The organism is Streptomyces argenteolus (assembly GCF_042902585.1).
Classification (GTDB): Bacteria; Actinomycetota; Actinomycetes; order Streptomycetales; family Streptomycetaceae; genus Streptomyces; species Streptomyces argenteolus.
The window spans coordinates 1-12,588 of sequence record NZ_JBIBEG010000007.1 but is presented as its reverse complement, the minus strand read 5'-3'; the positions used below and the strand labels follow the sequence as shown (position 1 = coordinate 12,588).

Below are 12,588 nucleotides of genomic sequence, written 5' to 3'. Positions count from 1 at the left end.
CATGGCTCGCACCCGGATCCGCGCCCGAGCCCGTCTGCGGACCTCCGCGATCGTCGTCTCGGCCGGCGCCATGCTCGCCGTCACCGGCTGCGGCGCGGCGGACATGACGAAGCAGGCCTCCCCGTTCGCCGCCCCCGCGGACATCAGGACCGTCACGCTCTCCGTGCAGTCCTGGGTCGGCGCGCAGGCGAACGTGGCCGTCGCCCAGAAGATCCTCGAGGACGAACTCGGCTACCGCGTCGACCTGGTCCAGACGGACGAGGTACCCGCCTGGGACGCCCTCAGCCAGGGCAGGGTGGACGCCATCCTGGAGGACTGGGGCCACCCCGACCAGGAGAAGCTGTACGTCGAGGACAAGAAGACCATCGTCTCCGGGGGCGACCTCGGCGTCACGGGCCACATCGGCTGGTACGTCCCCAAGTACTGGGCGGACGCGCACCCGGACGTCACGGACTGGAAGAACCTCGACGAGTACGCCGACGAGCTGCGCACCCCGGAGAGCGGCGACAAGGGCCAGCTGATGGACGGTTCGCCGTCCTACGTCACCAACGACAAGGCGCTGGTCAAGAATCTCGGCCTGGACTACAAGGTCGTGTTCGCCGGCTCCGAGGCCGCGCAGATCACCCAGATGCAGCAGTTCGCGAAGGAGAAGAAGCCCTTCCTCAGCTACTGGTACCAGCCGCAGTGGCTGTTCAACGAGGTCCCGATGGTCGAGGTGAAGCTGCCCGAGTACTCCGAGGCCTGCGCCGCCAAAGCCCCGGAGGACATCGACTGCGCCTACCCGACGACCCCGCTCCAGAAGTACCTCAACGCGGGCTTCGCGAAGCGCGGCGGGGACGCGGCCTCGTTCCTGAAGAAGTTCCACTGGTCGGAGAAGGACCAGAACGAGGTCTCCGAGCTGATCGCCTCCGAGCGGCTGACGCCCGACGAGGCGGCGGGACGCTGGATCGAGAAGCACCCCGGCACCTGGAAGAAGTGGCTGGACCGGTGACCTGATCCGGGGCCAGGCCCCGTCCCACCGTCGGCCGCCGCGGCACCAGCCGCGGCGGCCGGGGCCGTCCCGGGCCGTGCGTGGCCGCGCCTCGCCGTTGCGCCGCCTCCGGGGGCACCCGCTCCGCCATGATGCTCGTGCCGGCACCGCGAGCGTCGCGGCGGCGGACGGGGCCGACGAGTTTCCGGAGCGCGGCGAGTCTGCCCCGGCAGATGCCGCGGTCCGCCGAGGGAGGAAACCATGAAGGATGTCTGGCCGATGGTCCACGCGGAGCGTGCGGCGCTCATCGGTGATCTCGAACGTCTCGACGACGAGCAGTGGGACGAGCCCTCGCTCTGCGCGGGCTGGACCGTGCACGACGTCGTCGCCCACCTGGTCGACACGGCCCGGACGACCCGCCCGGGTTTCCTGATCGGCCTCGCCCGGGCGCGGTTCGACTTCGACCGTCAGAACGCCCGCGGTGTCGAGCGCGAACGCGGCTCCTCGCCGGCGGAGACGCTGCAGCGGCTGCGGTGCGTGGCTTCGCGCACCTCGACCCCGCCGGCGCCCCTCGACAGCAGGCTCGTGGAGGAGATCGTGCACGGTGAGGACATCCGCCGGCCGCTGGGGCTCGTCCGCTCCTACCCGAAGGAGGCCATCGCCCGGTCGCTGCGTCTGCAGGCCCGGACGCCGGCCTCCTTCGGCGGTGCCAAGGAGATCGTGGCACGCGCCCGTCTGACGGCTTCGGACGCGGACGTGTCGGTCGGTGAGGGCCCGGAGGTGCGAGGCCCGGCGCTCTCGCTGCTCCTGGCCGTCTCCCGTCGGCGGGTGGCGCTGGACGATCTGGAGGGGGAGGGCGTCACCGTGCTGGCCGCGGCCGTCTGACCCCACCACCGGCGGACCCGCTCAGGCCGTCGGCAGAGCCGCCCGTCCACGCGCCCGCGATGCCACCACCAGTGTCGCCGCGACGAGCAGTGCGGCGAGGATGCCGGTGGCCAGGACCGGGACCGGGGTGAACGTCATCGCCAGTACTCCGAGGACCACCACCGGGTGGATGAGGTCGTTCCGGCTGCGGATCTCGGCGCCACGGTGGTGGAGCAGCCACACCAGGGTGATGAACACGGCCACCGGAACGGTGAACACCGCTGCCGCCGCCCCGTCGGAGAGGTGGCCGTGACCGGTGGTGTGGGCGACGTTGACCGCCAGCCCGGCGCCGACCGCGGCGGCCGAGGCGAAGACGGCGTAGTGGCCGTAGCCCCAGAGGATCGCCGACCTGAGGCTGTCGAGCCGCTGCGGGGCGTTCTGCGCGAAGTAGAGCCACCACAGGGCGAAGACGGTGAGCACTCCACCGACGACCAGGGTCGCGATGTCGCCGAGCGCCGTCTCGTCGTCGAGGGCCGTACGGACGGCCGCGGTCGCCGCGGTCATGGTCTCGCCGAGGACGATGAGGGTGAACAGGCCGTACCGCTCGGCGATGTGGTGGGGGTGCCAGGTGGTCATGGCGGCGCTCTCGGCCCAGACGGGTACGGCGAGTTCGGCCACGACCAGGACCGCGAACAGCGGCAGGCCCCAGTCCTCGGGCAGCGCGAGCCGGGCCACCCAGCCGACCTGCACGATCAGGATGCCGACGGCGTACCGTACACAGGAGCGCCGCCGTTGGGGGTCCGAGCGGGCGGCGCGCAGCCACTGCGTCACCATGGCGAGCCGCATGACGACGTAACCCCACGTGATGACAGTGAAGTCCTCGTGCTGGAGGGCGTCGGCCGCTCCGGCGGCCACGATCAGCGCACCGGTGATCTGGACCAGCGTGAGGAGCCGGTACGGGACGTCGTCCGTGTCGTAGGCGGAGGCGAACCAGGTGAAGTTCATCCAGGCCCACCAGATCGCGAAGAACACCATCGCGTAGCCGAGGACCCCGTCGCCGATGTGCCCCTCGGCGAGCTCGTGCTCGAAGGCGGCGGAGGCCTGGGCGACGGCGGTGACGAAGCACAGGTCGAAGAACAGCTCCAGCGCCGTCGCCGTGCGGTGTTCCTCGCCGGCGAGGCGGGCGACCATCGGCCGGTGCCATGCGCCGACGGCGGAGTGTGACTGACTCATGCGTACCCGGTTTCAGCGGTGGGAGGGGCAGTGCGGCCCCCGCCGGTCCCGAGGACGGCGGGGGCCCGCCCCGGCCGGTCCCGGAGGCGGGCCGGCTCGGCGGACACCGTCACGTTACGAGCGGGCCCCGAGTGCGCGCAACGCCGACAGGCCCGTTCCCGCTGCTCACGGCCGTACCGGCACCGGACGAGGACGGCGGCGCGGGTTCAGAAGGACGTGATGACGACCCGGGCCACTTCGGGGTCGCGTGCCGCCGCGTAACCGGCGTCGATCGTGTCCAGGGAGATCCGCCGGGAGACGAGGCCGTCGAGGTCCAGTCGCCCCTGGAGGTACAGGTCCGCGTAACGGGGGATGTCCCGCCGGGGGTTCCCCGATCCCATGATCAGGCCCTGGATGCTCTTCTGCTCCAGCAGCAGCCGGGGCAGCGAGAGCTTCAGCTCTCCTCCGCTGCCCGCCAGGCCGACGATGTACACACCGCCCCCGCGGGCCGTCATGCGCAGCGCCTGTTCCGTCGTCGCCGCCACACCGACGACGTCGAAGGCGTGGCGCACCCCGCCCCCGGTCAGCTCGCGGACGGCCGCGACGGCGTCCACGGCGGCGGAGTTGACCACGTCCGTCGCGCCGAACTGGCGCGCACGCCGCAGGGTGCCGTCCTGCACGTCGACCGCGACGACGCGGGAAGCGCCCGCGAGCCTCGCCGCGGCGACCGCGTTGAGCCCGACGCCCCCGGCGCCGATCACCGCCACGGTCTCACCTGCCCGGACACGCGCGCCGTTGAGGACGGATCCCGCACCGGTCAGCACCCCGCACCCCAGGAGGGCGGCCGGCGCGAACGGCAGCCGGCGTGGGACAGCGGTCAGCTGGTTCTCGTGGACGAGGGCCTGCTGGGCGAAGGCACCCAGCCCCATCCCCTGGGTGACGGGCAGGCCCGCACGGCTGAGCCGGGGGCCGTCCTTCGCGGGATCGCGCAGCGTGGCCCCCGGGTTCGCGCACTGGTAGGCCCTGCCGTCGAGGCATGCCGGGCAGGTGCCGCACCACTGGACGAGGCAGCCCACGACATGGTCCCCGGCGGAGAAGGAAGCGGCGTGCGGGCCGACGGCCGTGACGACGCCCGCGAGCTCGTGTCCCAGGACCACCGGCGGGGGACAGCCCGCGAACGCGTGGGTGGCGAAGGTGAGATCGGTGTGGCAGAGGCCTGACGCCCTCACCTCCACCAGCACCTCGCGGCCCTGCGGCCCGTCGATGTCGACGTCCCGCACGACGAATCCGCTGCCCAGCGCGTCCACCACCGCGGCTCTCACCCTGACTCCTTCCCTGCCGCCCCCCGCCCTGTCCGGCTCAGACCCGGTCGAGGTGGAAGTAGTAGAAGGGGCCGTCCGCGCCCGTGCCCTTGCGGTTCATGATTCCCATGAGGGTGCGCTCGTCGACCGCCTTGAAGTGGTCGAAGACCGGCTGGCCGTCGTAGACCATGGTGGCCGTCGACTCACCCCGGAACACGATCATCCACAGGCTGGCCTCGCCCTTGCCCAGTTCGGTGTCGCTGTACAGCGTGCCGTCCTCGCCGCGCACGATCAGCGGCTTGGCGTCGGCGGCGGAGACGAACGTCTTGCCGTACCAACCGGCCTTCTGCAGGAAGCCGTTGAGCGGGTGCCCGGTGTCGAACTCGCCGCCCCGCCACTCACCGAGGATCTCCTCGACGCGCACGGTCGGCAACGCGGCCCAGATGGCGTCGAGTTCCTCGGTGGGGACGGTGGAGTCCTTGGTCCGCAGGACCGCGAACCGGGTCCGCGCCTCGTCGATGTCCATCGGCTTCCCTCCTCAGCGATGTGAAACAAACATCCGCAGTATGTATCACTGTGTCGCGCAGGGCCAGGGGGCGGGCGGCTCGGCGTCCGGGGAGGGCGGGTGGCCGGAGGCGCCCGGCACGGGGCCGTGAACGGGCGGCGGGTGCGACGGCGGGCGCGCTCAGCGCACCGCGTGGTCCCCGGTGGACTCCGCGCGCTTCGCGGCCACCGCGTCCGGACGCTCGAACTGGGTGCGGTGCAGCTCCTCGTAGCGTCCGCCCGCGGCCAGCAGCTCGTCGTGCGTGCCGCGCTCGACGACCCGGCCGTCCTCGACGACCAGGATCAGGTCGGCGGCCCGCACCGTCGAGAGCCGGTGGGCGATGACCACGGCCGTGCGGCCTTCCAGTGCCTCGGCCAGGGCCTCCTGCACGGCGGCCTCGGAGGTGGAGTCCAGGTGCGCGGTCGCCTCGTCCAGGATCACCACCCGCTGACGTGCCAGCAGCAGCCGCGCGATGGTGAGCCGTTGGCGCTCGCCCCCGGAGAGCCGGTATCCCCGCTCGCCGACCACCGTGTCCAGGCCCTCGGGCAGGGAGGCCACCAGCCCGTCCAGGCGTGAGCGGCGCAGGGCGTCCCAGATCTCCTCCTCGGTGGCCTCCGGCCGGGCGAGCAGCAGATTGGCGCGCACCGACTCGTGGAAGAGGTGCCCGTCCTGGGTCACCATGCCCAGCGTCCTCCTGATCGAGTCCGCCGTCAGATCGCGTACGTCGACGCCGTTCAGCCGCACCGCACCGGCGTCGGCGTCGTACAGCCGGGGGAGCAGCTGGGCGATCGTCGACTTTCCCGCTCCGGACGAACCCACGAGCGCGACCATCCGGCCCGGCTCCGCGGTGAACGAGATGCCGTGCAGCACCTGGGTGCCGCCACCCGTGTCGAGTGCGGCGACCTCCTCCAGTGAGGCGAGGGAGACCTTGTCGGCGGAGGGGTAGCCGAAGGAGACGTCGTCGAACTCCACGGACACCGGCCCTTCCGGCACGTCACGCGCGTCCGGCTTCTCGCTGATCAGCGGTTCCAGGTCCAGGATCTCGAAGACCCGCTCGAAGCTGACCAGGGCGCTCATCACCTCGACGCGGGCACCGGCCAGTGCCGTCAGCGGGGCGTAGAGCCGGGTGAGGAGGAGGGCCAGGGCGACGACGGCCCCGGGCTCCAGGCTGCCGCGCAGCGCGTAGAAGCCGCCCAGTCCGTAGACCAGGGCGAGGGCGAGCGCCGACACCAGGGTCAGGGCGGTGATGAAGGTGGACTGGAGCATCGCCGTACGGATGCCGATGTCACGCACCCGGCCCGCCCGGGCGGCGAATTCGGCGGACTCGTCGGCCGGGCGCCCGAAGAGCTTGACGAGCGTGGCGCCCGGTGCCGAGAAGCGCTCGGTCATCTGGGTGCCCATGGTGGCGTTGTGGCCGGCGGCCTCCCGCTGGAGTGCCGCCATCCGGGTGCCCATCCGGCGGGCGGGGACGACGAACACCGGCAGCAGGACCAGTGCGAGCAGCGTGATCTGCCAGGAGATGGTGAGCATCACGCCCAGGGTCAGCAGCAGGGTGACGAGGTTGGAGACGACCCCCGACAGCGTGTTGCTGAACGCCCGCTGCGCCCCGATCACGTCGTTGTTGAGCCGGCTGACCAGCGCGCCGGTCCGGGTCCGGGTGAAGAACGCCACCGGCATCCGCTGGACGTGGTCGAACACCGCGGTCCGCAGGTCCAGGATCAGCCCCTCACCGAGGGTGGCCGACAGCCACCGGACGAGGAGCCCGAGCCCCGCCTCGGCCACGGCGATCACCGCGATGAGCGCGGCGAGCCGGATGACGGTGGAGGGTTCCTCGCCCCGCACGATCGCGTCGACGACCCCGCCGGCCAGCACCGGGGTCGCCACGGCCAGCAGGGCGGTGACCACGCTCAGCAGCAGGAAGCGGACGATCCTGCCCCGGTGCGGCCGGGCGAACACCGCGATGCGGCGCAGTGTGGCCCGGGAGAAGGGTCTGCGGTCCTGCTGCGCGTTCATCGTGCTGTGCAGCGAATGCCACGCGGTGACTTCCATGTCCATGCGGTGCCTCCATGAGCGGTGGGTACGCACGGAACGCTAAGACCTCAAGCAAACATGAGGTCAAGGGTTCCCCGTCGGCTTCACCCGACGGTGCGCTCAGCGCGCCCGTACGGTCGCCATGACCTCACGGTCCGGCTGAAGGGTGAGCGTCGGGACGGGGTTCACGGGGCCGGGGTCCACCTCCAGCTCGAAGCGCCGGGCCAGGACGGCGAGGACCAGGACCGCCTCCACCATCGCGAAACGCGTACCCAGGCAGACCCGGGGCCCGCCGCCGAAGGGGAACCAGGCGTACTCCGGGATCTCGTCCCCCTCCTGCGCGTCCCAGCGCTCCGGGCGGAACGCCTCGGGCTCGGGGAACCACCGCTCGTCCCGGTGCGTGGCCCACTGGCTGCTCCACACCCGCGTCCCCACCGGCATCGGTACGCCGCCGATCCGGGCCCCCTCCTTGGCGATCCCGGTGACCAGCCAGATCGTCGGATACAGCCGCAGGGTCTCCTTCACCACCGCCTGGGCGTACGTCAGCCGGGCGTAGTCCTCGATCCCCGGCTCACGGTCGCCGAGCACCCGGTCCAGCTCCTGGGCGAGCGCCTCCCGTGCGTGCGGGTTGCGCGACAGCAGGTACCAGGCCCACACCAGCGTCGAACTGGTCGTCTCGTGGCCACCGATGTACAGCGTGACCGTCTCGTCGCGGATCTCCTTGTCGGAGAGGTGCGCCCCGGTCTCGTCCACCGCGGTGAGCAGCCGGCTCAGCAGGTCGGGGCGCTCCCCGTCCCCGTCGCGATGGCGGGCCACCACACGCCCCACCTCGGCGTCGATCACCCGGGCGGCCTTCTTGATCCTCGCCCGCCCGGGGGTCGGCACCCAGTCGGGCAGGACGGCGCCGAGGCCGCTGAACTCCTTGCCGATCTCCTGCTGCGCGATGTCCATGGCCCGGCCCATCGACTCGGCGTCGGCCGGGGTGTCCACTCCGAAGATGGTGCGGACGGCGATCTTCTGGGTCAGGGCCGCCATCACGCGCTTGACGTCGACCCGTTCACCGTCCGACCAGGTGTCCGCCAGCTCCACCGTGCACGCGGTCATCGTGGAGGCGTACGACGTCACCTGCTTGGGACGCACCGATGGCTGCACCAGTGAGCGCTTGCGCCGCCAGTCGGGCCCGCGCGCGACGACGACGCCGTTGCCCATGACCGTGCGGAAGGCGATGCCCAGCAGCGGCTGGTCGAAGGTGCGTTCCGTCTCGGTGAGCAGATCGCCGATGCACTCCGGGTCGGCGACGAAGACGCAGTGGTTGCGTCCGAAGCGCCAGCTCACCATGTCGCCGTATCCGCGCAGGCGCTCGAAGAAGGCCAGGGGGTTCTTGCCGAACTGCGGCAGGCTCCCCAGGAGGGGGAGCCCCCTCGGCCCCTGGACGACCCGGTGACGGCGTGGCTCGGTCCCGAGGGCCGCACCGGTTTCCGTGGACATGGGGAACTCCCGTCATCTGCCGTACGCGGTACGTGAGTTGGCCAGCCTAGTGCCAATCGGCCGTGGGTTCGACGGGCGAGAGGGCCGGGCCGCGCCGGGCATGCCCGAGGGCCGCCGGTGGATGACGGCGGCCCTCGGGACGGGGGGACGGCGGAGCGGTCAGACCCCCGGCGGGACCCGGGAGGGACGGCCGGCGCCGCGGGTGAGGCCGTATCCGAACACCGCGGCCAGCGCGGCGAGGACCCCACCGCCCACGGTCCACAGCCAGCGGTCCGTCCACCAGCCGGAGGACCAGCCGTCCTCGGGCTCGCTGCCGAGCGGGGCGGCCTGCGTGGAGTCGCCGTCCTGCCGCGCCGAGGTCAGGGAGACGCCGGGCACCAGGGGTTCGGCGAGGGCGCCGCCGACGTCGTGCGCGCCGCCCTGGGCCACGGAGGTGACCCCGGTCTCGACGTGGACCGGGAGCCCCAGGTCCTCCTCGGCCAGGCCGACCACCGTCAGGCGGACGTAGTAACTGCCCGGCAGCGGATCCGAGGCCCACGGCTCGGACCAGGCCCGCACCGTCCGCAGCACGCAGGAGAGCTCGACGGTGCCGGCGTCCGGTGCCGCCTTCCTGGTCTGGTGGCCGTACACGCAGGCCTGCCTCCGGCGCAGCCCGTCGTACACGTCGACCTGCCAGGTGGCGGCGCCGTGCCGGGTGGCGCTCTCGGGCAGGCTCACCTTCGCGCGTACGGTGGGCCGCTGTCCCGCGTCGGCGGGGAAGACCCAGTACAGGTAGTCACCCGTGGACGCGTCGGCGGTGGCCGTCACCTCCTGCTGGATCGCCGTGGCGGTGCGGAAGGTCGTGCCGGCCTCCGTGGGCCCTGCGGCCTCCCCGTCCTCGGGGCTCGCGCTCGCGGACGGGTCGTCGGCGACGGCCGCGCCCGCCGAGGTGAACAGGGTGGCACCGGCGAGCAGCACGCCCGCACAGGCACGGCCCAGGCGGTTTCTACGGGGGGTACGCATCAGTTGGTCCTCCAGACCGCAACGCGCCAGCGCGAGATCCAGCCGAACAGCAGGCCGGCGAGCAGACCGGTGAGCACCATGACGCCCAGCAGCCACCAGCCGCGGCCCAGACCGAACGCGGCGACGTCGGACGCGTCGTCGGGGCCCTCGACCAGATCGATGGTGAGCTCGACGGGCATGCCCGGAGTGGTCTTCACGGACGGCGGCGCCGAGAAGGAGTTGCTCAGCTGGAGACAGACGGCCTCGGCGGCGGGCTTCAGATCGTCGCCGGAGACGTCGTCGTCCTCCTGCTCGGGCTTCGGGTAGCGCAGCCCGGTGGAGACGGCGTCCGTACGGCCCGTGCCGGACTCCGCGCCCCGGACGATCTCCCGGCCGTGCGTGGTCACGGCCCGCAGGAGGACCCCGTAGTCGTCGTTGACGGCCCGGTCCGCCGCCACGCTCACCGAGGCGCGCAGTTCCTGGCCGGGCAGGACGTCCACCCGGTACCAGCGGTGCTTCCCGATCTCCTGGCGGTCGGTGTAGAGCCCGGCCTTCAGCTGCGGTGCCGCGGAGCAGCTGCCCGCGCCCTCGGTCGCCACCGGGGTGACGACGGGCTCGGCGGCCCGGTCCACCAACTGCTTGACCCGGCCCGAGAGTTCATCGGTGTGCTGGACGGCCGTGTAGGTCCCGCCGGTGGCCTCGGCGATGCACGTCAGCTGCTGCCGGATCTTGGCGTTCGGGACCAGCCCCAGGGTGTCGATGACGAGGTGGATGCCCCGGGCGGCGATGTCGCGCGCGACCTCGCAGGGGTCGAGCGGCCCGCAGGTGTCCTCGCCGTCGGTGATCAGGACGATGCGCCGGGTGGCGTCCCCGCCCTGGAGGTCGTCGGCGGCGCCGAGCAGGGCGGGCCCGATGGGGGTCCAGCCGGTCGGCGTCAGCGTGGCGACGGCGGTCTTGGCCTCGGTGCGGTCGAGCGGGCCGACCGGGTAGAGCAGCTTGGTGTCCTTGCAGCCGACCTTGCGGTCGTCGCCGGGGTAGTCCGCCCCGAGCGTACGGATGCCGAGTTCGACCTCCTCGGGCACCGCGTCGAGGACGTCGTTGAACGCCTGCTTGGCGGCGGATATCCGGGACTGGCCGTCGATGTCGCGGGCCCGCATGGAACCGCTGACGTCGAGGACCAGTTCGACCTTGGGGGACGGGGCGGCGGAGGGTTCGTCGGCCGCGGCGGGAACAGCGGTGCCGAGTCCGGCGGCCAGGGTGGCGAGCAGAACGCACACCCCGGCCGTCAGCCGTTTTCTTGTGATCATCGCCGGATCCTATTGAAGATCCGCGATCACCCCCAAAACCGCTCCGCGGGACGCGATTTCGGGCCTCGGATCATCCGCCGAGCAGCGGCTGTGCCGCCCTGTCCAGCACCGAACCCACGCGCTCCCACGTCTCGGTGTCCCGCTCCAGCGGCGGGAGCCCGGCGTCGGCGTCAGCGTTGTCGGACCGCGCGTTCCAGCGGGTCGCGATGGCGACCGGGTCGCCGCCGCCTGCGGCCGACGCCGCCAGTGCCGCGGCGCCGAGCGCGACCAGTTCGCCGCTGCCGGGCACGATCAGGGGTCGTCCGGAGAGGCGGCGGACGGTCTCGACCCAGGTACGGCCCTGGGCACCGCCGCCGATCAGCCGCAGGGGCCGGGAGGCGACCTCCGGGTCGGCCGGGTCGAGGCCGCACGCCCGCAGGAGTTCGTCGAGCGCGCGCAGCACGGTGAAGGCCGCGCCCTCGTACGCCGCGCCCAGTAGCTGCTGCGGAGTCGTGTCGTGCCGCAGGCCGGTGAGGAGCCCCGCCGACGTGGGCAGGTCCGGGGTGCGCTCGCCGTCCAGATACGGCAGGAGGACGGCCTCGCCGCCGGGCGTCGCGTCGTCACGGTGGAGGCCGAGCAGCGAGGCGACCTTGTCGACGGCCAGGGTGCAGTTGAGGGTGCAGGCCAGCGGGAGGTACGTCCCGTCGGCCGCCGCGAACCCCGAGAGCGCCGTGGAGGCGGGCCTCGTCCGGGAGGCGGCGAAGACCGTGCCCGAGGTGCCCAGGCTCAGGACGGGGTGGTCGAGCAGCCCCGCTCCGCCCAGTCCGAGGCCCACCGCGGCGCTCATGTTGTCCCCGGTGCCGGCCGCGACGGCGATCCCGGCCGGCAGGCCGAGCGCCTCGGCGGCGGACTCGGTCAGGGAGCCGATGCGGGTGCCGCCGGTGGCGGCGACCTCGGGCAGCATCGACGCGTCCAGGCCGAGGCGGTCCAGGAGGTCGGGGTCGTAGGCGCCCGTCTCCGTCGAGTACCAGCAGGTCCCCGACGCGTCGCCCGGGTCGGTCGCGGCCACGCCCGCGAGCCGCTCGGTGAGGAAGTCGTGGGGGAGGCGCACGGCGGCCGTCGCCTCGGCGTTCGCCGGGTCGTTCTCGCGCAGCCACCGCCACTTCGTCGCCGTCATGGACGCGACGGGCACCGTGCCGGTGCGCGCGGTCCATGCCTCGGGGCCGCCCAGCTCCGCGACGAGTGCGGAGGCCTGCGGCGCGGAGCGCGTGTCGTTCCACAGGAGCGCGGGGCGCAGCGGCCGGCCGGACCCGTCGAGGACCACGAGGCCGTGCTGCTGCCCGGCGACGGCGATGCCCGTGACGGAGGACCCGGAGAGCCCGGACTCCTTGAGGCCGGCCGCGACGGCGTCGCAGAGCGCCCGCCACCAGATCTCGGGGTCGGTCTCGCGGGCCCCGCCCTCGCCCGTGACGACGTGCGGGGCGCGGCCGACGGCGAGGAGCTCGCCCGTCTCGGCGTCGGTGACTGCAGCCTTGGTGGACTGGGTGGAGCTGTCCACGCCGATGACGACGGTACGCGGCGGCATGGGCTACCTCTTCTCGTGCGGTTTCCGGTGGTGCTGGTTTTGGGAGTGCGACAAACAAATTACGTGATCGATGGCGCTCCGAACAGAGGCGGCCCCCGTTTCGTGCCCCCGGGGGGTTACGTCACCGCGCTGCCGTGTGCATAATTAATCATGTCAGTGAACAAATAGGCCCGGGGTACTGACGACGGCTCCGGACCCCAGGCAGGCGAAGGCGGAGACACCATGACCGAACGCTTCACCCCCACTCCCGCGGACAGGTTCACCTTCGGTCTGTGGACCGTGGGCTGGCGTGGCAACGACCCGTTCGGTGACGCGACGCGTCCCGC

10 protein-coding genes are annotated in these 12,588 nt (G+C 72.6%); 2 read left to right on the top strand and 8 right to left on the bottom strand.

All coding sequences use genetic code 11. The features are described 5' to 3' along the window. The first annotated feature begins 1 nt into the window (after position 1). Together ACFY8O_RS23660 and ACFY8O_RS23655 are read left to right on the top strand one after the other, a co-directional pair. Entirely contained in the window at positions 2–991 is a 990-nt protein-coding gene (locus ACFY8O_RS23660; protein WP_387905427.1) for an ABC transporter substrate-binding protein, read from the top strand. A gap of 240 nt (positions 992–1,231) precedes the next feature. Beyond that, positions 1,232–1,855, top strand: coding sequence for a maleylpyruvate isomerase family mycothiol-dependent enzyme (locus ACFY8O_RS23655; RefSeq protein WP_387905424.1), 624 nt, complete (start codon positions 1,232–1,234; stop codon positions 1,853–1,855). A gap of 21 nt (positions 1,856–1,876) precedes the next feature. Here the strand turns inward: ACFY8O_RS23655 and ACFY8O_RS23650 are convergent, their stop codons facing one another. The 8 genes from ACFY8O_RS23650 to xylB all read right to left on the bottom strand — a co-directional run bounded on the left by ACFY8O_RS23650 (position 1,877) and on the right by xylB (position 12,262). Then, the gene (locus tag ACFY8O_RS23650; RefSeq protein WP_387905421.1) at positions 1,877–3,067 is read right to left on the bottom strand and encodes a low temperature requirement protein A; all 1,191 of its coding nucleotides are present in this window, start codon (positions 3,065–3,067) and stop codon (positions 1,877–1,879) included. Between the two features lie 206 nt (positions 3,068–3,273). Further along, the gene (locus tag ACFY8O_RS23645) at positions 3,274–4,368 is read right to left on the bottom strand and encodes a zinc-binding dehydrogenase (protein ID WP_387905418.1); all 1,095 of its coding nucleotides are present in this window, start codon (positions 4,366–4,368) and stop codon (positions 3,274–3,276) included. Between the two features lie 37 nt (positions 4,369–4,405). Further along, positions 4,406–4,873 (bottom strand): DUF4334 domain-containing protein, encoded by a 468-nt coding sequence (locus ACFY8O_RS23640; protein WP_387905416.1) that lies wholly within the window; start codon positions 4,871–4,873, stop codon positions 4,406–4,408. A gap of 159 nt (positions 4,874–5,032) precedes the next feature. Next, complete coding sequence (locus tag ACFY8O_RS23635) at positions 5,033–6,946, bottom strand: ABC transporter ATP-binding protein (protein WP_387905412.1); 1,914 nt, start codon at positions 6,944–6,946, stop codon at positions 5,033–5,035. Positions 6,947–7,042: 96 nt separating this feature from the next. Further along, positions 7,043–8,410, bottom strand: coding sequence for a cytochrome P450 (locus ACFY8O_RS23630; RefSeq protein WP_387905409.1), 1,368 nt, complete (start codon positions 8,408–8,410; stop codon positions 7,043–7,045). Positions 8,411–8,569: 159 nt separating this feature from the next. Further along, positions 8,570–9,412, bottom strand: coding sequence for a hypothetical protein (locus tag ACFY8O_RS23625; protein WP_387905407.1), 843 nt, complete (start codon positions 9,410–9,412; stop codon positions 8,570–8,572). Further along, positions 9,412–10,698 carry a VWA domain-containing protein gene (locus tag ACFY8O_RS23620; RefSeq protein WP_387905404.1) on the bottom strand — a complete coding sequence of 429 codons (1,287 nt, stop codon included), beginning with the start codon at positions 10,696–10,698 and terminating at the stop codon, positions 9,412–9,414. The genes ACFY8O_RS23625 and ACFY8O_RS23620 overlap by 1 nt, the downstream gene beginning before the upstream one ends. A 70-nt stretch (positions 10,699–10,768) precedes the next feature. After that, complete coding sequence (gene xylB, locus ACFY8O_RS23615) at positions 10,769–12,262, bottom strand: xylulokinase (protein WP_387905402.1); 1,494 nt, start codon at positions 12,260–12,262, stop codon at positions 10,769–10,771. Positions 12,263–12,588: the final 326 nt, after the last annotated feature.